At 34.0% G+C, this 26,548-nt stretch carries 20 protein-coding genes; 12 read left to right on the plus strand and 8 right to left on the minus strand.

Annotated features, from left to right (window positions below; translation table 11 throughout):
* Window positions 1-66: 66 nt before the first annotated feature.
* Window positions 67-1,707, minus strand: coding sequence for an AMP-binding protein (locus ABXT66_RS09940; protein ID WP_443643351.1), 1,641 nt, complete (start codon window positions 1,705-1,707; stop codon window positions 67-69).
* 95 nt (window positions 1,708-1,802) lie between these two features.
* On the opposite strand from ABXT66_RS09940, the gene ABXT66_RS09945 reads away from it, so the two are divergent.
* On the plus strand, window positions 1,803-5,243 hold the full coding sequence (locus ABXT66_RS09945) for an indolepyruvate ferredoxin oxidoreductase family protein (RefSeq protein WP_443643352.1): 3,441 nt from the start codon (window positions 1,803-1,805) through the stop codon (window positions 5,241-5,243).
* Window positions 5,244-5,246: 3 nt separating this feature from the next.
* Here ABXT66_RS09945 and ABXT66_RS09950 read toward each other — a convergent pair whose 3' ends face one another.
* Entirely contained in the window at window positions 5,247-6,884 is a 1,638-nt protein-coding gene (locus ABXT66_RS09950; RefSeq protein WP_443643353.1) for an AMP-binding protein, read from the minus strand.
* A 76-nt stretch (window positions 6,885-6,960) separates the two neighbouring features.
* Between ABXT66_RS09950 and ABXT66_RS09955 the strand changes: the two genes are divergently transcribed.
* The 10 genes from ABXT66_RS09955 (at window position 6,961) to ABXT66_RS10000 (ending at window position 18,518) form a co-directional block, all read left to right on the plus strand.
* On the plus strand, window positions 6,961-8,670 hold the full coding sequence (locus ABXT66_RS09955) for an acyl-CoA dehydrogenase (RefSeq protein WP_443643354.1): 1,710 nt from the start codon (window positions 6,961-6,963) through the stop codon (window positions 8,668-8,670).
* 252 nt (window positions 8,671-8,922) lie between these two features.
* The gene (locus ABXT66_RS09960; protein WP_443643355.1) at window positions 8,923-10,890 is read left to right on the plus strand and encodes an AMP-binding protein; all 1,968 of its coding nucleotides are present in this window, start codon (window positions 8,923-8,925) and stop codon (window positions 10,888-10,890) included.
* Window positions 10,891-11,694 carry an ABC transporter ATP-binding protein gene (locus tag ABXT66_RS09965; protein ID WP_443643356.1) on the plus strand — a complete coding sequence of 268 codons (804 nt, stop codon included), beginning with the start codon at window positions 10,891-10,893 and terminating at the stop codon, window positions 11,692-11,694.
* Window positions 11,695-11,709: 15 nt separating this feature from the next.
* The gene (locus tag ABXT66_RS09970; protein ID WP_443643357.1) at window positions 11,710-12,714 is read left to right on the plus strand and encodes a branched-chain amino acid ABC transporter permease; all 1,005 of its coding nucleotides are present in this window, start codon (window positions 11,710-11,712) and stop codon (window positions 12,712-12,714) included.
* A gap of 5 nt (window positions 12,715-12,719) precedes the next feature.
* Window positions 12,720-13,799, plus strand: a complete 1,080-nt coding sequence (locus ABXT66_RS09975; RefSeq protein WP_443643358.1) for a branched-chain amino acid ABC transporter permease — start codon at window positions 12,720-12,722, stop codon at window positions 13,797-13,799.
* A gap of 46 nt (window positions 13,800-13,845) precedes the next feature.
* Entirely contained in the window at window positions 13,846-15,141 is a 1,296-nt protein-coding gene (locus ABXT66_RS09980) for an ABC transporter substrate-binding protein (protein WP_443643359.1), read from the plus strand.
* 55 nt (window positions 15,142-15,196) lie between these two features.
* The gene (locus ABXT66_RS09985; protein WP_443643360.1) at window positions 15,197-16,036 is read left to right on the plus strand and encodes an ABC transporter ATP-binding protein; all 840 of its coding nucleotides are present in this window, start codon (window positions 15,197-15,199) and stop codon (window positions 16,034-16,036) included.
* A gap of 6 nt (window positions 16,037-16,042) precedes the next feature.
* Window positions 16,043-17,287: a phenylacetate--CoA ligase family protein gene (locus ABXT66_RS09990; protein WP_443643361.1), complete on the plus strand. Its 1,245-nt coding sequence runs from the start codon at window positions 16,043-16,045 to the stop codon at window positions 17,285-17,287.
* A 2-nt stretch (window positions 17,288-17,289) separates the two neighbouring features.
* A complete protein-coding gene (locus tag ABXT66_RS09995) occupies window positions 17,290-18,039 on the plus strand; it encodes an SDR family NAD(P)-dependent oxidoreductase (protein WP_443643362.1) in 750 nt (249 codons plus the stop codon).
* 23 nt (window positions 18,040-18,062) lie between these two features.
* On the plus strand, window positions 18,063-18,518 hold the full coding sequence (locus ABXT66_RS10000; RefSeq protein WP_443643363.1) for a MaoC/PaaZ C-terminal domain-containing protein: 456 nt from the start codon (window positions 18,063-18,065) through the stop codon (window positions 18,516-18,518).
* A gap of 6 nt (window positions 18,519-18,524) precedes the next feature.
* Here ABXT66_RS10000 and ABXT66_RS10005 read toward each other — a convergent pair whose 3' ends face one another.
* From ABXT66_RS10005 to ABXT66_RS10030, 6 genes are all read right to left on the minus strand, one after another.
* Entirely contained in the window at window positions 18,525-19,058 is a 534-nt protein-coding gene (locus ABXT66_RS10005; protein ID WP_443643364.1) for a CBS domain-containing protein, read from the minus strand.
* Between the two features lie 74 nt (window positions 19,059-19,132).
* Complete coding sequence (glpE, locus tag ABXT66_RS10010) at window positions 19,133-19,429, minus strand: thiosulfate sulfurtransferase GlpE (RefSeq protein ID WP_443643365.1); 297 nt, start codon at window positions 19,427-19,429, stop codon at window positions 19,133-19,135.
* A gap of 7 nt (window positions 19,430-19,436) precedes the next feature.
* A complete protein-coding gene (gene bktB, locus ABXT66_RS10015) occupies window positions 19,437-20,609 on the minus strand; it encodes a beta-ketothiolase BktB (RefSeq protein WP_443643366.1) in 1,173 nt (390 codons plus the stop codon).
* 30 nt (window positions 20,610-20,639) lie between these two features.
* The gene (locus tag ABXT66_RS10020; RefSeq protein WP_443643367.1) at window positions 20,640-21,719 is read right to left on the minus strand and encodes an enoyl-CoA hydratase/isomerase family protein; all 1,080 of its coding nucleotides are present in this window, start codon (window positions 21,717-21,719) and stop codon (window positions 20,640-20,642) included.
* A gap of 21 nt (window positions 21,720-21,740) precedes the next feature.
* Entirely contained in the window at window positions 21,741-22,883 is a 1,143-nt protein-coding gene (locus ABXT66_RS10025; RefSeq protein WP_443643368.1) for an acyl-CoA dehydrogenase family protein, read from the minus strand.
* A 41-nt stretch (window positions 22,884-22,924) separates the two neighbouring features.
* Window positions 22,925-24,520 carry a GMC family oxidoreductase gene (locus ABXT66_RS10030; RefSeq protein ID WP_443643369.1) on the minus strand — a complete coding sequence of 532 codons (1,596 nt, stop codon included), beginning with the start codon at window positions 24,518-24,520 and terminating at the stop codon, window positions 22,925-22,927.
* Between the two features lie 142 nt (window positions 24,521-24,662).
* On the opposite strand from ABXT66_RS10030, the gene ABXT66_RS10035 reads away from it, so the two are divergent.
* Window positions 24,663-26,468, plus strand: a complete 1,806-nt coding sequence (locus tag ABXT66_RS10035) for a PLP-dependent transferase (RefSeq protein WP_443643370.1) — start codon at window positions 24,663-24,665, stop codon at window positions 26,466-26,468.
* The last annotated feature ends 80 nt before the right edge of the window (window positions 26,469-26,548 follow it).

Below are 26,548 nucleotides of genomic sequence, written 5' to 3' on the forward strand. Positions count from 1 at the left end.
ATTCCTTCAATTTATAATCAATTTGGTAAATACGTTAAAATCAAATCAACTGATAATATCATAATACTATTTATTATTTTCTCTAAGTTTTTTTCGAATAATTTTTCCAGTCGTTGTCATGGGCAGCTCTTTTATAAATTCAATGATACGAGGGTATTCATGTGCTGCTAATTTCAACTTTACTAAATTTTTTATACTTTCCTTTAATTTATTGTTTTGACTTAAAACATTAGCTTTATCACTTGGAATTACGAATGCTTTGATTATGTTTCCACGTACCTGGTCAGGAACACCAATAACACCTACCATTTCAACTTCAGGATGTGAAAGAATGCAATCCTCAATCTCACTGGGCCCAACTCTATAACCTGAAGTGTTAATTATATCATCCTCTCGGCCTTTGAAAAAATAGTAACCTTCATCATCCCTATAAGCAAAGTCCCCTGTATAAAGCCAACCATTCACAACTTTTTTCTGTGTTTCTTGATCATTTTCCCAGTATTTAAGAAAAGCAACTGGTGAATTTGATTTGACAATTATTTCACCATCTACGCCAGGTTCTGAAACAAAATTTCCTTTATGGTTCATCAGTCTAACATCATGCCCAGGAACAGGTTTTCCAATAGAACCTTGTTTTGCTGGCATTAATAAACGACTATTAGATATAGTTAAATTACACTCTGTTTGACCATAAAATTCATTAATACCAACCCCAAGAATTTCTTTGCCCCATTCTAATAACTCTTCTCCTAATGCTTCTCCTCCAGACCCAACAGTTCTAAGATTCAAATTATTTAATTTTTGAGATGGCTTAAAAGACTTCATTATTTTTAAAGCAGTAGGAGGTAAGAAAGTATTTTTAATCTTCAGTTGAGATAACAAAGAAAAGGTAAATTCAGGATCAAATTTCTTAGATCTATAACTTACCACAGGAATCCCGAAGTACCATGCTGGAAGTAGAACATCAAATAAACCGCCTATCCACGCCCAGTCAGCAGGTGTCCAAAATAGATCTGTTACTGGTTCAGATGATGATAAAAAATGATGAGGGATCTCTACACCAGGAATATGACCTAGTAAAGCTCTATGTGGTAGCAACGCACCTTTTGGGCCGCCAGTAGTCCCTGAAGTATATATAATAATACCAGGGTCTTTTGCTTGAGTTGTCTTTGTTATATAATTATCTGATGCTTTTTCTAGCAAGTTGTGAAAGCTTAATATATTTGCTTCATCTTTATTTACATCAATACATAGAATTAATTTTAAATATGGGAGTTTGTTGAAAATTTCCTTTATTTTATCAAGTCCCATTTGATCGCAAATGACTACCGAAGCTCTTGAATTCATTAAACGATAGTATAAAGCCTCAACACCAAATAAATTGAACAAAGGAATTGAAATTCTTCCTGTTTTAAAACATGCCATATGAGAAATTGCGGTTTCAGGGCATTGACCTAAAACAATACCAACTCTAGCATTACTATCTAACTGAAAATGGTCAAAAACATTAGCCAGCTTGTTTGAGTATTTTTTTATATCCGCAAAAGACCAATTTTGTATTTTCCCATTATCTAAAACATCTATCAAAGCAGTTCTGTTTTGATACTCTTTTTTATCTATAGTGCTCGTAGCAATATTAAAATGTGATGGAATATTCCATTTAAAGCTTTTATATAAATGATCATAATTATTTGATTTTAACAGCATCTACTTCTCAAAATTATAATTACTTAAGGGTTGTTTATATTAATAAAATTATTTAAATTAATTTAAGACTAATTAAATGTTAAATGAGAACTAAATTGAATCAAGTTAATCCTATAAAGCTAGACGATTGTTTTACAAAAGATAATGACTTAGCTTTAATGAATGGTGTCCAAGCCTTAGTTAGGCTTTTAATTGAGCAAGCAAAATTAGATAAAAAAAATGGTTTAGTTACAAATGGCTATGTTAGCGGATATCCAGGCTCTCCATTAGGAACACTCGACTTAGAACTTGGTCGCGCTAGAAAACATTTAGATCTTCATAACATTGTTTTTCAACCTGCTGTAAATGAAGAGCTAGCTGCTACTGCTGCATGGGGAACTCAAATGTTAGGATTATATGATAAACCTGAAATTGATGGCGTTTTCTCAATGTGGTACGGTAAAGGTCCAGGTTTAGACAGAGCTATGGATGCTCTTCGTCATGCAAATATGGGAGGAGTTTCATCTAAAGGTGGAATGATACTAGCAGTTGCAGAAGATCCAATTGGTAAAAGTTCAACATTAGCTTATCAGTCAGAGCAAAGTTTAATTTCTGCAGGCATCCCTGTTTTTTATCCAGCCAATGTAAATGAAGTTATATCTATGGGGCTTCAAGCTTTTGCCCTCTCACGTCATGCTGGAATATGTGTGGGTTTGAAAATAACTGGAGATACTGCAGATTCAAATGCTGTAATCGATATGGGACTAATTAGACCTAAACTATTAAAACCAGATAATCCAATCAACGTTCACGTCAATAGACACGATCCAGCACTTGAGAGAGAAGAAGCTTTAATAAATAGACGTATTCCAGCTTCTAAGGATTTCATAGCCAAAAACAATATTAATGAAGTAATGTATAATCCTAATGATAAAGAGATTGGTATAATTGCTGTAGGTAAAGCTGCAACAGAAACAATTGATGCTTTTGATACTATTGGGATTAAATCACCTCATAAAAAAGGTGTTGGACTTTTTGCATGTAAAGTTCCATGGCCACTAATAAATCACGAAATAATTGAATTTTGTGGAGGTTATAAAGAAATTATCATTATAGAAGAGAAGGCTGGAATAGTTGAAGAGCAAATAGCACATATTCTTTTTAATGATAAAAAAAGACCTCTGTTATCAGGTAAAAATGATGCAATTTCAAATGAACCATTAATTCCAAAGACTTCAGAATTATCAAGTGATATTATTGCTGACTGTTTGTTAAAAAAATTACCACCTCATTTAACTGAAAGTGTAGTCCCTGACGTAAAGTCAGTATCACTTGGAGACAACTTACCCCCGGTTTCATCAAGAACTCCATGGTATTGTGCTGGATGCCCTCATAACTCTGGAACAAAGACACCTGATGAAGAAATAGTTGGCATTGGCATTGGATGCCATTCAATAGGTTATTTTCTACATCCAGAAAAGCTAACAAATTTCAGTCAAATGGGTGGAGAAGGTGGTCACTGGATTGGCAGAGCACCATTCTCAAATCACAATCATATTTTCCAAAATATTGGTGATGGAACTTATGCACATTCTGGATCTTTAGCTATTAGAGCAGCCGTATCAGCAAATGTTAACGTTACTTTTAAAATTTTGTATAATGATGCTGTTGCTATGACTGGAGGACAACAAGCCATAGGAGGCGCAAGCCCTTGGAATATTTCTAAACAGTTAACAGCAGAGGGTGTTAAAAAAATCTATGTGGTATCAGATGAACCAGAACAGTTTCAAGAAACTCGTCTCTTTGCAGACGGTGTGTCTATGTACCATAGAGATGATCTAATCAAAGTCCAAAAAGAAGTAAGAGAAATCCCAGGTGTTACAGCTATTATCTATGTTCAAACATGCGCCACAGAGCTTAGACGCAGAAGAAAAAGAGGATTAGTTGCTGACCGCGATATTAAAATGTTTATAAATCCTGATGTTTGTGAAGGGTGCGGGGATTGTGCTGAAAAATCCAATTGTGTAGCTGTAAAGCCTCTTGACCACTTCGACGGTACAAAAAAGCAAATTGACCAGAGTGTTTGTAATAAAGATTATTCTTGTAGCAAAGGTTTTTGCCCTAGTTTTATAGGTGTTACATCCAGTAAATCCTTAGAAACAATTAAGAAAACATTTCCATCTTTACCTCTAAATATAAATAATTTGCAAAATCCAAAAGAGAAGATTAGGGACATTAAAAATATAATTATGGCTGGTATTGGAGGAACAGGTGTTTCAACAATAGCCGCTATTATAGTAATGGCTGCACGTATAGATAAGTTATATGCACAATCCATGAACTTTACTGGTCTAGCTCAAAAAAACGGAGCTGTAACAAGCCAAATAAGAATCAGTAAAGAAAAATCGCTTTATACTAAATCAGCACGATTACCAAACGAAACTGCAAATCTACTTTTAGGTTGTGATGCTGTTGTTTCTGTTTCTCCTTCTATAACCAGGACGTTAAACAACAAGAAAACTAAGGCTATTGTCAATGGTAGAGTTGAGCCCCTTGGTGTAGCTGGTGTTCACATAGGTAAAGTAGTCGATGACCAGTTATTGAAAAAACATTTAGAAATACATATTAATAGTGACAATATCAACTTTGTTGATATTTCTAGTTTAGCTGAAGCTTTGGTTGGAGACACTGTATCTGCAAATATAATGATGTTAGGTCTAGCTGCTCAAAATGGTTTTTTGCCCATTGATATTACTTCAATAGAAAAAGCAATAGAATTAAATGGAGTAGCAATAAACCAAAATATTACAGCTTTCAAATGGGGTAGATTATTAGCAGAAAATCCCGAACAAGTTTTTCAAGCAGCTGGGTTATTTGAAAAAAAAGAAAAGAAAGAAAGTGTTCAAAACTATATAAGTAATTTTTCTAAAGTACTGGAATTGTATCAAGACAGAGATTACTCAGAAAAATACAATAATATTGTAAAAAAAGTTCTAGATAAAGAATCTAAACTTTTTAAAAATAAAATCGAATTACCTTTAACAAGGAAAGTCGCATTAACATTATTTAGATTAATGAGATATAAAGATGAGTACGAGGTAGCTAGACTTCACACTTCAGGTGATTTTGCAAAACAATTTTTATCAAACAACAAAGAAGCTAAATTAGAGTATTACCTTGCACCTCCACTTTTTTCAAAAATTGATAAAGATACTGGACATCTTCAAAAAAGACGATTTGGTTCGTGGATGTTTAAAGCTTTTAAGATTTTATCAAATTTTAAGTTCTTGAGAGGTACTAAATTTGACTTATTTGGCTATACAGCAGAGCGAAATAGTGAAAGAGTTCTAGCTCAAAAAATTATGAACACAATTATTGCTATTACTGAAAATCTAGATCAAAATAATCATAAAAGAATATTAGATTTTTTAGAAATTCCTTTATCTATAAAAGGCTATGGTCATGTTAAAGAAAAAAATATGAAGATGGCCGAAACCAAATGGGATACATCATTAGAAAAAATTATTAATAGTACAAATTTAAAAAAATCAGCATAATTTTTATATCAGTTTTGCTTCTTCTCTTAGTTTAAATTTCTGAATTTTACCAGTGCTTGTCTTTGGTAATTCTGTGAATTTAAAATATTTAGGAACCTTGAAACCTGCTAATAAAGATTTACAGTGATCCCTCAGTTCTAATTCATTTATAGTAGATCCTTTGCTTATCTCAACAAAAGCACAAGGTGTTTCTCCCCATTTCTCGTCTTCCTTAGCGACTACAGCCACAGCAATCACATCTGGATGTTTATATAAAGCGTCTTCAACCTCTATAGATGAAATATTCTCACCACCAGATATTATAATGTCTTTAGACCTATCTTTTAATTGAATGTATCCGTCTTCATGCCAAACGCCAAGATCGCCTGTATGAAACCAGCCATTTTCAAAAGCTTCATCAGTTGCTTTCTTATTTTTTAAATACCCTTTCATTGTAATATTACCCTTTATTAAAACTTCTCCTAAGGTAATACCATCCTTGGGGACATCGCTTTTTGTATCTGTATCAATAATTTTCATGTTTTCTTGAACTGAATATACAACTCCTTGCCTTGCTTTCAATTTAGCTTGTTCTGAAGCCTCTAATTGGCTCCATTCTGGATGCCAAGCACAGACTACAGCTGGTCCATAAATTTCAGTTAAGCCATAGACATGTATGACTTCAATTCCACATGAAGCCATTTTACTCAAGACAGCTTCAGGAGGAGGGGCTCCTGCCGTCATCATTTTGATGTCAGTTTTAAGAGATATGTTGTTTTGTAATAAATGATCAGCTACCATTTGCATGACTATAGGCGCTCCGCATAAATGAGTTATTTTGTGTTTTTCAAAAGCCTCAACAATCAAATTTCCTGCAAGCTGCCTTAAACATACATGGGTTCCTGCGCGCTCTGTGATTGTCCAAGGAAAACACCAGCCATTACAATGGAACATTGGCAATGTCCATAAATACTTTGGATGCATTGGAAGATCCCATGTTAGAGTGTTACCTATCGCGTTTAAATAAGCTCCTCTGTGATGGTATACAACTCCTTTTGGATTACCTGTAGTTCCAGATGTATAATTTAATGCTATTGAATTCCATTCGTCACTTGGAAGAGAATGCTCATATTCTTTACCTATAAATTTATTTATTTCAGTTTCGTAATCTAAACATTGTTTTAGATCTGCAAAATCAGATCTTTTATTTCCAGCAACTTTATCTACATATTCAATTAAAATAGGAGGGTTACTTACATCCTCTAGAGCTTTTTGAACAATTTCACTATACTCAGAGTCATAGATGAATAATTTGGCTTCGCCATGATCTAAAATAAATTTTACAGTGTTACTATCAAGCCTTGTATTAATAGCGTTCATAACTCCTAAGGCCATTGGAATTCCAAAATGACATTCCCACATCACCGGAATATTTGGGAGCATCACAGCTATGATATTTCCAGAAATAATTTTTTTATTTATGAGTAAATTAGCTAGAGCGTCACACCTTAAGCCAGCTTCTTGATAAGTTAATGTATAATCTCTATATTCAATCGCAGTATGATTTGGAAATGTCTTTCTTGTCCTTTCTAGAAATGATAAAGGGCTCAAAGAAGCAAAGTTTGCTTGATTTTTACTTAGACCATCTTCAAAAATTGACATATTTGATTTCCTCCTTATTTTATTAATAATAGTTAGGTTATATTTTATCAACTATGAAAATTAATTTGGAGTTTTAATGCCTTATTCATCGCCATTAGAAGATACAAAGTTTGTACTAGAAAACCTTTTACAACCACATAATGATTTAGACGATACTACAATTGATGCTGTTCTTAGCGAAGCAGGAAAATTAGCTGACAATTATTTAGCACCTCTTAACCATTTTGGAGATAAAAATAATCCTGTTTTAAGACAAGATCATGAAGTTGAAACACCAAACGGATTTAGCCATGCTTTTAAGGAGATAGCTAAGGGAGGCTGGATTGGAGTTGCAAGTGACACTGATTACAGCGGAATGGGTTTGCCCTTAAGAATGAGCGCTGCAATTAATGAATATTGGCAAGGTGCAAATTTATCATTTTCTCTATGCAGTTTGTTAACCCAAGGGTTAATTGACGCCTTTACTTTAGTTGGAACTGAAGAAGAGAAAAAAACATATTTACCTAAATTCAACTCTGGTGAGTGGACCGGCACAATGAATTTAACTGAACCACAGTCTGGAACGGATTTAGCTACAATTAAAACTAAAGCAGAACATGATGGAAACAATTGGAGAATCAAAGGCCAAAAAATATATATCACATATGGTGAGCACGATATGTCAGAAAACATCATTCATCTAGTCTTAGCTCGAACTGAAGGAGCCCCAGAAGGAATAAAGGGCATATCCACATTTATAATACCTAAATTTTTAAAGGATGAAGAGGGTCAATATACAAAAAGGAATGACTTAAAGTGTATTTCTATAGAGCATAAAATGGGTATTAAGGCGAGCCCTACTGCTGTTATGGCATATGGCGAGGAAGAAGGTGCTATAGGATATATGCTAGGAGAAGAAGGTAGAGGAATAGAATATATGTTCATTATGATGAACAGGGCAAGGTTTGATGTTGGCCTTCAAGGCATGGCAATTTCTGAAGCGGCAAGACAAAAAGCACATGAATATGCTAATATTAGAGTTCAAGGCACGCCTATTAATAGGGAAAAAGGAACTCCTATAATAGGTCATGGAGATGTTAGAAGATTACTTTTATCAATGCGAAGCCTCACTGAAGCAATGAGAGCTTTAATTCTAGTTTCCGCTGAAATTATGGAAAAAGCGCATAGTGGGGATGAGAAGTCTAAAATAAGAGAGGGCTTTCTAATTCCAATTATTAAAGGTTGGTCAACAGAATTAGCTCAAGAAATAACTAGTAATGGCGTTCAAATTCACGGTGGCATGGGTTTTATAGAAGAAACAGGCGCTGCTCAATATATGCGAGATGCTAGAATTTTACCTATTTATGAAGGAACAAACGCAATCCAAGCTAACGATTTTATGTTTAGGAAAACCGTTAAAGATAATGGCTTAACAGCTAAAAGTCTTCTAGACGAGATGATTAAGGATTGCCAAGATAACACTCAAATGAGCAATATGATAAATATAGCAATTGAAACTCTAGACTATGTTTTAAATAATAGAGATGATTATGAAAAATTATCATGTATTAGTTTTGATTACATGATGGGGTTTGGATATTTAATCGGTGGCTGGCTTATGCATAAGGCAAAAATAAAAGCTCGCTTGAAATTATCTAATAAAAATCAAAATGAAATTTTTTTAAAGAGTAAAATTATTTCTAGTGACTTTTATAACCTTCATATTCTCCCAAGAATACAATCTCATTTTCAAATTGTTTTGAATGGTGCAGAAGTGATTCAATCCACTAATGATTCTTATATTTAACATGTAAAATATTTTTTCAGATGTTTTGTAAAAAAAAACAATATAAGTGACTGAAAACATTCAATTTAAAAAAAAATTTTTTTTAATCAACTTTATGTTGCTTTTAACTATTTTTTGGATAGCCTATAAATAATGTAGTGGGGGCTACTTGATTTTAAGTTTGATCTCATGATTTATTTTTTTGCTTTTAGTTGCTTTGCTAAAGTAAAAATAAAAAGACAATATTAGATGAGTTTAAACTTAAAGGGAAAAATGACTAATTATCCAGATATAAAAATTCATAATACACTTCCTAAAATTCTAAGACATAGATCTATCTCAATGCCAGATACAGTCGCTCTTCGAGATAAAGATCTTGGGATATGGAATGAAATCACGTGGAAAGAATATAACAATAATGTTTCATATCTAGCACTTGCTTTGTCGAAAAGAGGTTTCAAAACAGGTGATGTAATTGGTCTCATTGGAGATAATAAACCATCATGGCTATATTTTGAACTGGCCGCACAAGCAGCTGGAGGCATGAGTCTTGGAATATACAGAGATACTCTTGATGAAGAAGTAGGATACTTAATAAACGCTGCAAAAGTAAGTTTTGTTTACGCTGAAGATCAGGAGCAAGTTGATAAAATTTTGGCTATAAAAAGACCAAAAAACGATCAAATAACCATGTTTTATGAAGATAGCCGTGGTTTAAAAGAATTAAATGACCCACACATCGTCGATATGCTTGAACTAATGAATGAAGGACAAGCTATAGCAAAAAAATCGCCTAACAAATACAATCAGATGATTGATAAGGTATCTGCCGAACAAGAAGCAATATTATGTACTACATCTGGCACCACTTCTAATCCAAAGTTAGCAATGTTACCAGGTGGAAAGTTTGTTGAACACGTTCTTAGATACTTAAATGTTGATCCAAAGACTGATACTGATGAATACGTATCTGTACTTCCATTTCCATGGATAATGGAACAAATTTATGGAGTTGGTTTCAACATTATTGGAGGCATGAAAGTAAATTTTCCAGAAAGACCTGAAACAGCCATGGAAGACTTGCGTGAAGTTGGTCCAACTTTCATGCTTGGCGCACCAAGATTATGGGAGCAAATAGCTGCAGACATGCGTTCTAGAATTTTGGATGCACCCAAGATAACACAGTGGCTTTTCAATGTAATGGTTGATCGAGGATTAAAAGCGGTTGACCAAGGTAAAAGAGATTTTCTTGCCGACAAACTTCTTTTCTCAGCTTTAAAAGATAGATTAGGTTTTAGTAAAGTTACATCAGCAGCAACTGGTGGATCAGCTATTGGCCCTGAAACCTTTAAATTTTTCTTAGCAATGGGAATTCCTTTAAGACAGCTCTATGGACAAACAGAATTAATGGGAGCTTATACTCTACAAGATATTCCACAGGGAACTATGGATTGTGAAACAGTTGGGGTTCCGTTTCCTGATTGCGAAGTTAAAATCATAGACCCTGATCCTAATGGGCTTGGCGAGATTATTACGAAGCATCCTAGCATGTTTTCTGGATATTTTAATAATCAAAAAGCTTATAAAGACACCATTAAAAAAGGTTGGATGCAAACTGGTGACGCAGGTTTTTTTGATGAAAAAGGACGATTAAACGTTCTAGATAGAGTCAATGATATTGCCGTAAAATCAGATGGTGTAAAATTTTCACCACAAAACATAGAAAACAAACTTAAATTTTCTCCTTATGTTGGTGAAGCTGTGGTGATTGGATCTGAAAAACCGTATTTAACTGCAATTATATGCATAAGATTTTCAATTGTTTCAAAATTAGCAGAAAAATGGCAACTGGCATTTACTTCTTATACTGGATTAGCTGCTGATAAAAAAATATATTCACTTATAGAAGAAGAAATTTCCAAGGTAAATTCACAACTACCTGATAATACAAAAATCGCAAAATTTTTATTATTGTTTAAAGAATTTGAGGCTGACGACGGTGAATTAACAAGAACTAGAAAAGTAAGAAGAAGCGTAATAAATAGCAGGTATAAAGACATTATTAATGATTTGTATTTAGATAAAGATAAAGCCTCGATTAATACAGAGTTCACCCTTGAAGACGGGAGAAAAAGTAAAATAAGTGCTGTTATGGAAATTAGACATTTAATCAAAACAAAAGACATAAAAATCAAAAAATCTCCTTCTAAAGTTAAAAAACCTAGTAGAGGCAAAAAATAAATGAGTTTAAAAGATTTAGAAAATATACCTTATGGTAAAAAAGCAATTGAACTCAAAAATATATTTTTAGCTTTTGGAGGAGTTAAAGCTCTTACAGATGTTTCCTTTGATGTGAGAAAAGGAGAAGTTTTTGCAATTATAGGTCCTAATGGAGCAGGAAAATCTTCAATGTTGAATGTTATTAATGGTTTTTACAAACCAACTAGTGGCACTATAAACTTTGCTGGTACTGACAGAAGTGAGATGGAACCAGAATTTGCAGCCAAAAGTGGTATTGCAAGAACTTTTCAAAACATTGCTCTTTTTAAGGGAATGAGCACATTAGACAATTTAATGACCGGACGGTTGTTAAAGCAAAAACAAAACTTTTTAATGCAAGCTCTTTACTATGGTCCTGCTGAAAAAGAGGAAGAAGAACATAGGGAAAAAGTCGAACGAGTAATAGATTTCTTAGATTTACAGTCAATAAGACGTACTCCTGTTGGATCACTACCGTATGGCTTACAAAAAAGAGTGGAGTTGGGACGTGCTTTGGCAATGGAACCTGAAATACTTTTACTTGATGAGCCCATGGCTGGAATGAATGTCGAAGAAAAACAAGATATGAGTAGATTTGTGTTAACAGTCAATAATGAATTAAAAACAACTATAGTTTTAATTGAACATGATATGGGCGTTGTAATGGATATCTCTGATAGAATAGTAGTTTTAGATTATGGTAAAAAAATAGGTTCTGGTTTACCTAACGAAATCAGAAACAACAAAGCTGTTATTGATGCTTATTTAGGAGTGTCTGATGATTAATAAGGAATGTATTTTATGAGCGTAGATTTATTAAACTTTATTGAAACTGTCCTAAACGGACTAATGTCTGGGGTAATGTATTCGCTAGTAGCTTTAGGTTTTGTTTTAATTTTTAAAGCTTCTGGTGTTTTTAACTTTGCTCAGGGTGTGTTCGCCCTTTTTGCAGCGCTTACTCTTGTTGGTTATCAAACAGGCCAAGTTCCCTTTGCTCATTTAATAAATGAACTTTTTGGAACTAATTATCATAACTGGTATGCATCAATGCCAAACTTTTTAGCTATTATATTAACTATGATCACCATGATTGCTCTTGCGTGGATTATAGAACGGCTAGTGCTGAAGCATCTTGTGAACCAGGACCCCATAATATTATTTATGGCTACAATTGGCTTAGCTTTCGTGCTTGAAGGAGTTGGAGATCTAATGTGGGGATCTGATGTGAAAGTTTTAGATGTTGGAATTCCAAGTGGTGGATCTATTTGGCTAGAAGAAGCAACCATAGGTCTTGCAGCTGAAGGAAGTGACTATTACGGAATGTATATTGATGTCCTTAATGTTTGGGCAACTGTTATTGCTGTGATATTAGTTATTACTCTTGCTCTTTTTTCTCAATATACAAAAACAGGAAGAGCTCTTAGAGCCGTTGCAGATGATCATCAAGCAGCTTTGTCAGTTGGTATTTCATTAAGAACAATTTGGATATTAGTTTGGGCAATTTCTGGTTTTATTGCCATGGTCGCCGGTATTATGTGGGGCACTGAATCAGGTGTTCAATTTTCACTATCTCTTATTGCTTTAAAAGCTTTGCCAGTTCTTATACTAGGTGGCTTTACCTCCATTCCTGGTGCTATAATTGGAGGGCTGTTAATTGGAGTTGGTGAAAAACTAGCTGAAATTTATATTGGTGGCTACTTTGAAACAGGCGCCCTAGAAAATTGGTTTGCCTATGTCATGGCATTAGTATTTTTATTATTTCGTCCACAAGGATTGTTTGGCGATAAAATTATCGAGAGGGTTTAACTTAAATGCTTTATAAAGAAACTGGTCAGTATAAATCTTCATATAAGTCAGACCATGCTATATTTCCTCTTCTACAGGACAAAGTTGCCTTTAGCATATTGATGTTTGTTGCTTTTTTAATAGTGCCTTTTGTTATTGATAGTTATTGGGAAAAGGCCATCTTAGTCCCTTTCTTAATTTTTTCATTAGCAGCAATAGGTCTTAATATTTTAACTGGATATTGTGGTCAGGTTTCCCTTGGAACTGGAGGTTTCATGGCTGTTGGTGCATTTTCAACCTATAAAATCATGACTTATTTTCCTGATTTAAATATTATGATTATTGTCTTAATTTCTGGTTTAATTACAGCAGCCGTTGGTATTCTTTTTGGACTGCCCTCCTTAAGAATAAAGGGATTTTATCTTGCAGTTGCAACACTTGCATCTCAATTTTTTCTTGTTTGGCTTTTTAATAAAGTTCCGTGGTTTTACAACTACTCTGACACTGGACAAATCACTGTATCAGAAAGATTGATGTTTGGTATACCGGTTACAGGTGCGACAGCGCCTCCATACGCGACATATTTATTTTGTTTAGTTTTGGTTGTTTTATTAGGCTTTGCGGCAAAAAACTTGATAAGAAGTAAAACAGGACGGTCATGGATGGCTATTAGAGATATGGATATTGCCGCAGAAATTATTGGAGTGCCTCCACTTAAAACTAAGTTATCAGCCTTCGCAATAAGTTCTTTTTATATAGGTGTAGCAGGGGCATTATATTTTGCCGTTTTCCTTGGGGCAATTGAAGTTACAGAGTCATTTGATATTATGACAATTTCATTCCCTGTATTGTTTATGATAATTATAGGAGGACTTGGCTCTATGTTGGGCTCATTCCTAGGTGCGGGCTTTATTGTTACTCTTCCAATTGGTCTTAAATTTATAATGGTCGACCTGGTTGGTCTATCAGCAGTTACAGCCAAGCATTTTGAAATAACAATCTGGGGATTGTTAATGATTATTTTTCTAATTGTAGAGCCTCATGGCCTTGCAAGACTTTGGTCCATCGCAAAGGAAAAGTTAAGACGATGGCCTTTCCCCTACTAAATGGTATTTAGTAGATTATGTTAATATTTCTCTAAGGGAGGATCTAATGAGAATAAAACAACTTTTAATTGGAATAACAGCTTCTGTTATTGCCATTTCTAGTTATGTAGAAATTGCAGTGGCAGACCTAAAATTTCCAATGTTAGTTTACCGAACAGGAGCTTATGCACCTAATGGTATTCCAAACGCTGACGGTTTTGTAGATTATTACAAAATGATAAACGCCAGAGATGGTGGAATTGGTGGTGAAAAAATATTTCACCCTGAGTGTGAAACTGGTTATAAAACTCAAGTTGGCGTAGAGTGTTATGAAAAAAACAAAAAAGACGCTATGGTTTTCCAACCGATGTCTACTGGTATTACTTACCAATTAATCCCAAAAGCAACAGCTGACGGTGTTACTGTTTATTCAACAGGATATGGAAGAACTTCTGCAGCTAATGGTAAAGTTTTCAAATGGATATTTAACGCTCCAGTTACATATTGGGATGGGGCTTCTATTGCTGTAAGACATATACTTAAACAGAACCTTGGTAATATTAAAGGTAAAAAAATTGCACTTGTATACCATAATTCTGCATATGGTAAAGAGCCAATTAGAACCCTACAAACACTAAGTAAAAAACATGGTTTTAAATTAATGTTATTACCTGTTGACCATCCAGGACAAGAGCAAAAAGCTACGTGGTTAAAGATACGTAAAGCTCGTCCTGACAACGTTCTTATGTGGGGTTGGGGAGTTATGAATCAAGTTGCAGTTAAGTCTGCTGCATCTATCAAGTTTCCAATGGATAAGTTTATTGGTATTTGGTGGTCAGGTTCAGAAAATGATGTTTTACCAGCTGGGCAAGGAGCGCACGGTTATAAGTCTTTAACTTTCAACGCCCCAGGCGACAATTACCAAGTTCATAAAGATATTAAAAAATATGTTCATGATAAAGGTGAAGCTTCTGGAGACGGATCACATTTTGGAACAGTCTTGTATAACAGAGGATTATTCCAAGCAATGGTTCAGGTAGAGGCTGCTGTAGTTGCACAAAGAATACATGGTACTTCTAAAATTACACCAGCTATGTATAGAGATGGTATGGAAGCTGTAGACCTAAGCGCTGAGAGAATGGAGGAATTAGGTTTTAAAGACTTTGCTCCTGCATTTAAAAATACTTGTGAAAACCATGGTGGTAGTGGACTTGCTGCAGTTCAGCAGTGGGACGCTAAAGCTAAAAAATGGAATATGATTACTGAGTATATGTACGGTGACTCTGATGTAGTTCAAAAGTTAATTGCAGAAGATTCTTCAAAATATGCTGCTGAGCAAAAAATTGCTGAGCGTTGTAACTAAAAACAATTGAGAGCCTAATTCGTTAGGCTCTCTTTTTCTCTATAGGAATAAAAAAATGGATGACATTAAAGTAACAAAAAATAAAAAATCTAATACGATTGAAGACGTTTTAGTTGTTAATAATATAGAAGTTGTTTACAGCCATGTTATTCTGGTTTTGAAAGGTGTAAGTTTAAAAGTTAAAAAGGGAGGTATAACAGCTTTACTTGGCGGTAATGGAGCTGGGAAAAGTACCACTTTGAAGTCAATCTCTAATTTGCTGGCTTCTGAAAGGGGCGAAGTGACAAAGGGATCTGTAACATTTAACAATGAATACATACATGACCTTGATCCAGCACAATTAGTTAAAAAGGGTGTCATTCAAGTTATGGAAGGCAGGCATTGTTTTGAGCATTTAACAGTCGAAGAAAATTTACTTACTGGTGCTTACACTAGAAATAGTTCTAAAGAAGTAAAGGATGATTTGGAAAGAGTTTATAACTATTTCCCAAGGCTCCGTGAAAGAAGAACCTCATTGGCAGGTTATACTTCTGGAGGAGAACAACAAATGATAGCAATTGGTAGGGCATTAATGGCTCATCCTACAATGATATTACTAGACGAGCCATCTATGGGACTAGCCCCACAATTAGTTAAACAAATATTTGAAATAGTGGCTGAAATAAATAAAAAAGAGGGTGTTACAATTTTGCTTGCTGAGCAGAACACTAATGTAGCTCTTCAATATGCAGAATATGCATATATACTTGAAAATGGACGTGTCGTTATGGAAGGATCCGCAGAATCTATGAGAGACAACGAAGATGTTAAAGAGTTTTATCTTGGTATCTCAGGTGAAGGACGACAATCTTTTAAAGATGTTAAACAATACAGACGAAGAAAAAGATGGTTATAAAATTAAATGAAAAAAAATGATTTTTTTGATGGTTTAGAAATTAGAACCAACGACGAAAGAAGTTCAGATCATTTAAACAAAGTTAACCAATTAATTGAACAAGCTCTAAACAATAAAAATCAGTCTTTAAGGTTAAATGGTAAACTCAATGATTTAAATGATTTATCATCTATTCCACTATTGAGAAAATCTGAATTAACAAACAAACAAAGTAAAAATCTACCTTTTGCTAATTTAAATGTGAGTGAAATCAAAAATTTTGCTCATATTTATAGATCTCCCGGTCCTATATATGACCTTGATGGTCATTCCCAAAACTGGTGGCGATTTGCTAGAGCTTTACATGCAGCTGATTTTGGATATGGTGACATTGTTCAAAATTGTTTTTCTTATCATTTTACACCTGCAGGTGCAATGTTTGAAGAAGCAGCTAAAATTTTAAAATGTACAGTCTTCCCCGCCGGAGGAGATAATACAGACCTTCAACTGGAAGTGATGCACACTATTGGAACTACTGCCTACGTAGGCGTCCCAGATTTTTTAAAAATAATCCTAGAAAAAGCTGACGAAATGAAGATAACACTTCCTAAATTAAAAAAAGCGATGGTAACTGGTGGACCTCTTTTTCCAGCAGTTGCTAATAATTTTAAAGAACGTAACATTATAACTCGCCAATGTTATGGCACAGCTGATCTAGGTTTAGTAGCATATGAAGCCGCTGAAGGTGACGGCATGATTGTTGATGAGAGTGTTATCCTAGAGATAGTTAAACCTGGCACCGGGAACACTCTTAAAGATGGTGAAGTTGGTGAAGTTGTAGTTACAGTACTTAATAATTTTGAGTTACCTATTATACGATTTGCTACAGGTGATCTATCAGCAATTTTAGAAGGCGAAAGTTCAACTGGAAGAACTAATAAAAGAATTAAAGGGTGGATGGGAAGAGCTGATCAGACCACAAAAGTAAAAGGTATGTTTGTACAACCATCTCAAATAAATCAAATCTTAGAAAACCTAAAAATTAAAAATAATGCACGCATGATAGTAAGTAGGAAAAATGATAGAGATGAATTACTTCTTAAAGTTGAATCTAATATTGCTAATTCATCAGACATAGGGGCTATACAACAAAAAATTTCTGATGAAATAAAAACTGTTATAAATTTAAAAGGAACATCTGAAATAGTTCCCGTTAACAGTTTACCTAATGATGGAAAAGTGATAGATGATATTCGAGATTTTGGAGGATAAAAATGATACTTAAAAATGTTAAAGCTGTAATTACAGGAGCTGGCAGTGGTCTTGGAGAAGGTACTGCACGATACCTTAAAGAAAAAGGAGCGGAGCTTTTATTAATAGATTTAAATGCAGATGGCTTGAAAAGCGTTGCAGACGATATAGGTGCTCAATATTGTGTTGGTGATGTTTCTAACGAAGAAGAAATGAAAAATGCCATAACTGATTTTAATGGTCTTAACTGTTTAGTTAATTGTGCAGGAATTGCCGTTGGAGCCAAAGTCGTATCAAGTAGAGGAATGCATGATTTAAACTTGTTTGAAAAAGTACTTAAAGTAAATTTAATTGGAAGCTTTAACATGCTCAGATTATGTGCTGATAAGATGCAATCTAATGAGCCTGATCACGAAGGTGAAAAAGGTGTTGTAATTAACACAGCTTCAGTAGCAGCTTATGATGGACAAATTGGACAGGCTGCTTATTCTGCCTCAAAGGGTGGTATTGTGGGCATGACATTACCAATAGCACGTGAATTAGCTTCAAATGGAATAAGAGTTAATACTATAGCACCGGGTTTATTTGCAACTGCTATGCTATCAGGCATGAGTGAAGAAGTTCAACAAAGTTTAATAGCTACAACTGTATTTCCTAAACGCCTAGGAACTCCGTTAGAATACGCTATGTTAGTTGAGAGTGTTCTAACTAATGTTTTATTAAACGGTGAAACAATTAGACTTGATGGATCCGTCAGATTAGCACCAAGATAAGTATTTTTTTGAAGATCTAAAAAATGAAAATAAAACCAAAGTACTTTGACGATTTCCGTGTTGGTGAATCTTTTGAAACTGAACCTAATTTTGTTTCAAAAGATGAAATCATTAACTTTGCATCAAAGTACGATCCACAAGCCTTTCACCTTGATGAAGAGGCAGCTAAAAATGGTCCTTTTGGACAACTAACTTCAAGTGGATTTATGACACTAGGAAAATCATTCACTCAAATATTTAACACTGATGTTTTCAATGGCTCTAGTATGGGAGCTTGGGGATTAGATGAATTAAGATGGACTAAACCCGTATATCCTGGTGATACCCTTAAAACTAAAGTTGAAGTGTTAGAAAAAAAATTATCTTCAAAAAACCCAATCAAAGGGACCGTAAGGTTAAAACAAACTGTTTCAAACCAAAACGGTGACATAGTTATGACTTGGATATCAAACTCAATGATTAAAGTTAAAACTAATTAATAAAAATTATACAAATGCTTTAATCGCAGCTATTAGAGCTACACCATAGATAAACATCATAATAAGCAAAGTATTCAAAGAAAATCCCTTCATGAAAGAAGCTTTAGCTAATTGGCTAGCATGAAAGATTAAATCTGGCCAAGTATATGATACAAAATCTCCTTGAGTAAAAATAACTTTAATTTTTCCCTTTTCATCTACCACTGGAAGTCTTCGAAACCTGTCATTCGACATAATTCTTAACCAATCTAACACGTCGTCATTTTCATTTGCTACTCTAGGATTTGGTGTCATTATATCTTCCAATTTTGTAGTTTTAGGAGACATATTATTTTTAACTAATTTTTTTACAATGTCTCTTTCAGTTACAATACCTATTACCTTATCTTTATCATCAACTATAACTACTGATCCATAATTTTTTTCTGACATTATTTCAATAGCTTGAAAAACTTTGTCTTTCTTTAAAAAAGTAATTGGGACAGGTTTTGTTTTAAACTCTGGTCGGTCAATTAACCTAGTACCTTTACGTATATCCAATGGTTTACCTCGAAGTGTTTGTTAATTTGATTATGATTGTCATTATCATAAATTTAACTTTATAGAAACTTAATTTAATCTTTTATCCAACCAGAATAACCTTCATCCATACTTAAGACTTTCTCAAATCCATGTTGTACAAAAAAATTGGCCGCTGATTTACTCGAATTACCATGATAACAATATATCAATATGGCTTCACTTTTATTTTTTTTATTAATAAAACTATCTATATCTAAATTTTCAACATGAATTGCATTATCTATATGACCCTGTGAGAAAGAATTATAATCTCTGATGTCAATAATAGTTAAATTATTTTCATCAACGATTTTTTTTGCTTCGTCTACAGATATACATTGAAAAGACATATTAATTTTATAGTGCTTCGATAATAACAGCTATGCCTTGACCACCACCAATACACATTGTGGCAAGACCATATTTTCCTTTACGCTGTCTTAATTCATAAATAAGCTTTGTCATAATTATTGCGCCTGTTGCTCCAACAGGATGTCCAAGTGCAATCGCCCCACCATTAACGTTAACTTTTTCTGGCTCAAGACCTAATTGTTTATTTACAGCACAAGCTTGTGCAGCAAAAGCCTCATTTGATTCAATTAAATCTAGGTCTGAAACATCCAAACCAGCTTTTTTTAAAGCCATTTTAGTAGCTGGAACAGGTCCCATTCCCATTTCATCTGGGTCTACTCCACCAAAACCATAAGAAACAATTCTAGCTAATGGCTTCCCTTTTTTAGCTTTTTCTTCATTGGCAAGAATTAAAGCAGATGCACCATCATTTATTCCTGAAGCATTACCAGCGGTAACAACACCGTCTTTTTTAAAAGCTGTTCTTAGTCCAGATAAGCTTTCCATAGTAGTGTTTGGTTTGAGATGTTCATCTATCTGAAAAATATTAATACCTTTTCTTGTTTTAATTTCAATTGGAAGAATTTGGTCTTTGAAAACGCCATTTTCGATAGCTTTACTGGCCCTCTGCTGGCTAGTTAATGCAAACTGATCTTGCATATCTCTACTGATTTGATATCTACTAGATATATTTTCAGCAGTAATACCCATATGCCCGTGACCAAATGGATCATGAAGAGCACCTAACATCATATCATGGACTTTTCCGTCACCCATTCTTGCTCCCCATCGAAATCCATCAATAATATGTGCTCCATTTGACATAACCTCAACACCACCAGCCATTGTAATAGAAGCATCTTCGAGAGCTATAAGTTGAATGGCACTTATTATTGCTTGAAGACCAGAACCACACAGTCGATTTACAGTTAATGCTGCAGAATCCTTGCTTAACCCAGATTGAAGAGCAATGACCCTACTTACATACATATCTCTTGGTTCGGTATGAATTACATTTCCAAAAACAGCATGATCAATTTCTTTTGGATCGTATCCAGATCGTGAAATAGCTTCTTTGGCAACTAAAGTTCCTAAATCAACCGGGCAAAAACCCTTTAATGTTCCACCAAACCCTCCGATTGCAGATCTATTTGCAGACATTATGTAAACGTTTTTCATATAAAACTTCCCTTCTAATATATCTATATTTTAATTTTCTAGAACTAAATCTACATCGTCTAAACTTTTAAAAAACTCATCCACTCTACTTTCATCTACATCATTTATACTTGATGGTGACCAATTAGGTTTCCTATCTTTATCAACTAGCATAGCTCTTACGCCTTCAAAAAAGTCACCTATTTTCAGACACTTTTGTACCATTCTATATTCCATAATTAATTCATCCTTTAAGCTCATTTGACTTGCTACTCGAATTTGTTTTAAAGAAATTTTTAAAGATGTTGGTGATTTATGTTTCAACTCTTCAAATTGAGTATTGAAGAATTCATTATTTAATTTTGATAACGTTTCACACCTTTCAAAAATATCTTCAATTTTATCAAACGAGAACGCATCTTTAATGATTTCTTCATGTGCTAATAAAACACTATCTTCAGTTTTTGGATTTGAGGATAAACTATTTATAACTGAAGTAACCTTATCGTTAGTATCTGGCGAAGATGTGATTAATAAGTTTTTTAATTTCTCTATTTCTGTAGAAGCGACATAGTTAGTTGCAAGATTTAGTGAAATCAAATCGTACGCTTTTAACTTTGCGCCAACAAGAGATAACCAGGCACCTATTCCTTTATCTAATTGTCCTAGTAACCAACCTCCTCCAACATCAGGAAAAAGTCCAATAGCAGTTTCAGGCATTGCAAACATTGTCTTTTCTGATGCAACCACATGGCTTCCATGCATTGAAATACCAACACCTCCACCCATAGTGAAGCCGTTGATTAACGCAATAAAAGGTTTTTTAAAATTACTTATTTTATAATTCAAAGTATATTCATCATAAAAAAATGATTTTGATAATTGAGTAGGTGGACCACCATCAGCAAGAACTTCTTTTCTTAATTTAACAACATCTCCACCTGCGCAAAAAGATCTGTCTCCAGCACCTTCTATTATAACACAATTAATTTCTTCCTTTACTTCCCATAAATTAAGATATTGATTTAATTTTTGAACCATTGGATAAGTTAGAGCGTTTAATCTATCAGGCCTGTTAAGCGTTATAACACCTACACCATTGTTTTCATTAAATATTACTTCTTCTAACATTCTCACATTGTCCTTTTTATCTTAATTATTTTTTAAATGTCGTGAAATTATTACTCTCATAATTTCGTTAGTTCCCTCTAAAATTTGATGTACCCTCAAATCTCTAACAAGTCTTTCTAAGGGAAAGTCTTTTAAGTACCCATAACCACCATGAATTTGTAGGGCCGTATTACATATTTCCGAACATATATCAGTAGTAAATCTTTTGGCCATTGCACAAAGTTTTGTAGCTTGAGGATTTTTATTATCTAAACTTGAAGCCGCTCTGAACACCATCAACCTAGATGCTTCTAATTCTGTAGCCATATCAGCTAATTTAAACTGGGTAACTTGAAATTGATCAATTGATTTACCAAACTGTTTTCTTTCTGCTGAATACATAATAGATGCTTCTAACGCTGCTCTTGCTCCCCCTAATGAACAAGCAGCTATATTTATTCTTCCACCATCAAGACCTTTCATAGCAATTTTGAAACCATCACCCTCATTTCCAACTATATTATCAATTGGTATTTCACAATTATCAAAGTTAACCGTCGAAGTATGTTGACTATTCCAACCCATCTTCTTTTCCTGTTTACCAAAAGATAATCCTTTAGTTCCCTTCTCAACTAATAAACAAGAAACTCCATTTGCACCCTCACCTCCTGTTCTACACATCACGGCAAAAACGTCGCTAGTTGGTCCTCCCGAAATAAAGCTTTTAGATCCATTTAACAAGTAATGGCTATTTCCTTTTTTTAATGCTGTAGTTTTTAACGAAGCTGCATCAGACCCCGAACCAGCCTCCGTTAAACAATAACTGGACATTATATCCATTGTAGATAATTTTTTAATAAATTTTTCTTTTAAAGTTTCTGATCCATGAGAATCAATCATCCATGTTACCATATTGTGTATAGTCAAATAAGCAGCAGTAGAAACACACCCTCGTGATAACTCTTCAAACACAATTGCTGCGTCTAGTCGACTAAGCCCCGAACCACCATGCTTTTCATTAACGTATATTGCCGCCAATCCAAGTTCAGCAGCTTTTTTTAGAGCCTCAACAGGAAAGATCTCTTCCTGATCCCATTCAGATGCATAAGGTTTGAATTCAGTTTCAGAAAAATTTTTAGCCATCTCTTTAATTGCTAACTGGTCTTCATTATATTCAAAATTCATCTAATGCCTCATTCAAATTATACATTTAATAGATATTAAATTTAATTAGAATTCAATATCATTTCTGATGCTTTTTCTGCAATCATTAATGTTGGCGCGTTTGTGTTACCTGAAGTGATAGACGGCATAATAGATGCATCAGCAATTCTTAAACCTTCAACGCCTCTAACTTTTAACTTTTCATCTGTTACAGAAGAATCACTTGGTCCCATAGCACATGTCCCCACGGGATGAAAAATAGTTGTACCAATATCTCCTGCAACTTTTTTCAGTTCTTCTTCTGATTGAAACTGTATTCCAGGCGCGTGCTCTTTAGGATTATACTTTTTCATGGCTGGCTGAGTGATTATCTTCCTTGCAAGCCTTATTGATTGAGCAGCAACAATTCTGTCTTTTTCTTCAGATAAATATCTTGGGTCAATATCTGGAGGTGATTTCGCATCTTTAGAATTTATATGAACGCTTCCCCTACTCTGAGGATTTAAATTACAAACGCTCGCTGTTAATCCTGGAAAATCATGAAGTGGATCTCCAAACTTATCTAAGGATAGTGGTTGAACGTGAAATTGTAGATTTGGGGTTTCATAAGATTCATCCGACATTGCAAACACACCTAATTGACTTGGTGCCATCGACATAGGTCCAGTTCTGTTTAAAACATATTCCAAACCAATACCAATTTTCCCCCAAAGTGAGTTAGCTTTTTGGTTTAAAGTCACAGCATTCTCTAGTTTGTAGATAACTCTCAACTGGAGATGATCCTGTAAGTTTTCCCCTACATTCGCGCTGTTTATCTTGGTTTGAATTCCTAAATCAGATAAAACTTTATTATTTCCTATTCCTGACAATTCTAAAATTTTAGGAGAGCCTATTGAACCAGCAGATAACACGACTTCTTTATTTACAAAAATTTTTTCTAATTGCCCATTTCTTGTAACGTCAACGCCTATTACTTTATTATTTTCTAAAATTAAATTATTAACCTCACATTTTTTTATAATATGTAAGTTTTTTCTGTTCTTAATTGGTTTAATAAATGCTTTAACTGTATTCCAACGAAAACCAGACTTTTGGTTTACTTTGAAGTATGAAACTCCATAATTATTACCATCATTAAAATCGTCTATTTGTGGAATACCTGACTCCACAGCAGCTTCTTGGAAACTATCTAAAATATCCCAAGATAACCTTTGCTTATTTACTTTCCATTCTCCACCTGTTCCATGAAATTGATTTTTTCCACTAAAGTTATCTTCCATATCTTTAAAGTAGGGTAGAACATCGTCCCAACTCCAACCCTCATTTCCCATTTGTCGCCATTGGTCGTAGTCATTTGCCTGTCCTCTCATATAAATCATACCGTTTATAGAGGAACACCCCCCCATAACCTTACCTCTAGGATAATTTAAAGATCTACCGTTTAATCCATTTTGAGCTGTAGTTTTAAATAACCAATCAGTTCTTTTGTTTCCCATACAATATAAATAACCAACAGGTATATGAACCCAGTGATAATTGTCACTTCCACCAGCCTCGAGTAATGCTACAGAATATTTGCCATTTGCTGACAACCGATTCGCTAAAAGACATCCTGCAGTACCTGCTCCAACTACAATAAAATCAAATTTTAGGGACATAAAAAATTCCTTTTTAAAATTCTACCAATAAGGAGAATATTATTAAACTATGATATTTGATCTAGGAAATATTTACTATGTTAAAAATAAATTTTTAAAGTTTTTCTTTAAGCAATATAAAGTATTTTTAAAAGGAGAAATTATGAGTTTATCAACTGATGTATTTCAAGATCAAGATATTTTTATTGCAGATATTTTATCTAAAAATAAAATAATAGCTATGGTTGGAGCTAGTAAGAATTGGAAGCGACCTTCTAACTTTGTGATGAAATATCTACAAAAATATGGTTTCACTGTTATACCTATTAATCCTGGTAATGCCGGACAATATATACTTAACGAATTATGCTACGCATCTCTTCAAGAAGTACCTATTAAAATAGATATGGTTAATATATTTAGACCTAGTGAATTTTGTGCTTCGATAACTAAAGATGCCATAAACATTGGCGCTAAAACTGTTTGGATGCAGTTAGGCATTAAAAATGAGGAAGCTATTAATTTAGGCAAAGAAGCAAAGATAAATGTGATTTATGATAAATGCCCTAAAATGGAACATTCAAGATTATCTGGTGCACTTGGATTAGCCGGCTTTAATTCACGATTAATTTCTTCTAAAAGACCTTTCGTCAAGAACCCACCACATGCCAAAAGAAATGGAGGAATTGTAAAATCAAATGAACTAGAAACACTCTCTATACATGCGGGAACAAGACCTGATGCCTCAACTGGATCAAGAAGTATTCCAATATATCAAACAACTTCTTTTACATTTGATGATACAGATCATGCTGCAAGTTTATTTAACCTTCAAGAGCCAGGTAATATCTATGCGCGATTAACTAATCCTACAGTTTCTGCTCTAGAACAAAGAATTGCCGCTTTAGACAACGGATTAGGTGCTTGCTGCGCTGCATCTGGACATGCTGTACAAATGTTAGCGCTATTTCCTCTAATGGAACCTGGAGCAAAACTAATTGCTAGTTCTAAATTATATGGTGGTTCTATTACTCAGTTTACTAAAACATTTAAAAATTTTTCCTGGAACGCTGATTTAGTTGATGTGTCTGATTTAGATGCTGTTAAGAATGCTGTTAAAGATACTTCTGTAAAAGTTTTATTTGCTGAAAGTTTAGCTAACCCTGACGGGAATATAACCGATATATCATCTCTGGCAGAAATAGCGCATGAAGTTGGTATTCCACTTGTAATTGATAACACAATGGCAACACAAATTTTATGTCAACCTGGAAAATTTGGCGCTGATTTAATTGTTTACTCAACAACAAAGTTTTTATCAGGACATGGAAACGCAATGGGTGGCGCTGTTGTAGATATGGGAAACTTCCCTTGGGATAAGGGTAGAGCTTTTTCAAAATTAACAACCCCTGATTCTTCTTATCATGATATTAATTTTTATGAAAGCTTTGGAAACCATGCATTTATAAATTATTGCCATGCAAGTGTACTAAGAGATTTAGGATCAACAATGGCTCCCTTAAATGCGTATTTAACGCTAATTGGTTTAGAAACTCTTCCATTGAGGATGAAACAACACATGAAAAATGCTGAATTAGTTGCTAATTTTCTTAAAAATCATTCAAAGGTTAATTACGTTTCTTGGGCAGGCTTTAAAGAAAATATTTATCATGAGTTAGCAAAAAAATACTTTAAGGACGGATTTGGATCAGTTTTTACATTCTCTTTAAAAAGTGGATATGAAGGAGCTATGCAATTAGTAGAAAATTGCAACTTAATATCTCATCTTGCAAATGTAGGTGATACAAGATCATTGATTGTACATCCTGCATCAACAACACATAGACAACTAAATAACGAACAAAAAGAAAAATCAGGAGTCGGTGATTCTATTATTCGTTTATCAATTGGTTTAGAAAGTCATAAAGATATTATTGCTGATTTAGAAGGGGCTTTATCAACAATATAACGTTAATGCTTACTTATTAGCTTTAAAAATATTAAATTACTTCCAGAAATAGTCAGCTTACTTTGAACTTGTTATGCCTA

It is taken from the genome of Candidatus Levibacter sp. Uisw_134_01 (assembly GCF_047717795.1).
Taxonomy (GTDB): domain Bacteria; phylum Pseudomonadota; class Alphaproteobacteria; order Puniceispirillales; family Marisalimonadaceae; genus Marisalimonas.

Excerpts from the sequence above, each read along its gene's own strand:
- ABXT66_RS09960 (WP_443643355.1), top strand. The coding sequence starts at position 8,923 with ATGACTAATTATCCAGATATAAAAATTCATAATACACTTCCTAAAATT.
- ABXT66_RS09990 (WP_443643361.1), top strand. The coding sequence starts at position 16,043 with ATGAAAAAAAATGATTTTTTTGATGGTTTAGAAATTAGAACCAACGAC.
- bktB (WP_443643366.1), bottom strand. The coding sequence starts at position 20,609 with ATGAAAAACGTTTACATAATGTCTGCAAATAGATCTGCAATCGGAGGG.
- ABXT66_RS10030 (WP_443643369.1), bottom strand. The coding sequence starts at position 24,520 with ATGTCCCTAAAATTTGATTTTATTGTAGTTGGAGCAGGTACTGCAGGA.
- ABXT66_RS09980 (WP_443643359.1), top strand. The coding sequence starts at position 13,846 with ATGAGAATAAAACAACTTTTAATTGGAATAACAGCTTCTGTTATTGCC.
- ABXT66_RS10035 (WP_443643370.1), top strand. The coding sequence starts at position 24,663 with ATGAGTTTATCAACTGATGTATTTCAAGATCAAGATATTTTTATTGCA.
- ABXT66_RS10020 (WP_443643367.1), bottom strand. The coding sequence starts at position 21,719 with ATGTTAGAAGAAGTAATATTTAATGAAAACAATGGTGTAGGTGTTATA.
- ABXT66_RS09975 (WP_443643358.1), top strand. The coding sequence starts at position 12,720 with ATGCTTTATAAAGAAACTGGTCAGTATAAATCTTCATATAAGTCAGAC.
- ABXT66_RS09985 (WP_443643360.1), top strand. The coding sequence starts at position 15,197 with ATGGATGACATTAAAGTAACAAAAAATAAAAAATCTAATACGATTGAA.
- ABXT66_RS09995 (WP_443643362.1), top strand. The coding sequence starts at position 17,290 with ATGATACTTAAAAATGTTAAAGCTGTAATTACAGGAGCTGGCAGTGGT.
- ABXT66_RS10025 (WP_443643368.1), bottom strand. The coding sequence starts at position 22,883 with ATGAATTTTGAATATAATGAAGACCAGTTAGCAATTAAAGAGATGGCT.
- ABXT66_RS10000 (WP_443643363.1), top strand. The coding sequence starts at position 18,063 with ATGAAAATAAAACCAAAGTACTTTGACGATTTCCGTGTTGGTGAATCT.
- ABXT66_RS09965 (WP_443643356.1), top strand. The coding sequence starts at position 10,891 with ATGAGTTTAAAAGATTTAGAAAATATACCTTATGGTAAAAAAGCAATT.
- ABXT66_RS09950 (WP_443643353.1), bottom strand. The coding sequence starts at position 6,884 with ATGTCAATTTTTGAAGATGGTCTAAGTAAAAATCAAGCAAACTTTGCT.
- glpE (WP_443643365.1), bottom strand. The coding sequence starts at position 19,429 with ATGTCTTTTCAATGTATATCTGTAGACGAAGCAAAAAAAATCGTTGAT.
- ABXT66_RS09970 (WP_443643357.1), top strand. The coding sequence starts at position 11,710 with ATGAGCGTAGATTTATTAAACTTTATTGAAACTGTCCTAAACGGACTA.
- ABXT66_RS09955 (WP_443643354.1), top strand. The coding sequence starts at position 6,961 with ATGCCTTATTCATCGCCATTAGAAGATACAAAGTTTGTACTAGAAAAC.
- ABXT66_RS09940 (WP_443643351.1), bottom strand. The coding sequence starts at position 1,707 with ATGCTGTTAAAATCAAATAATTATGATCATTTATATAAAAGCTTTAAA.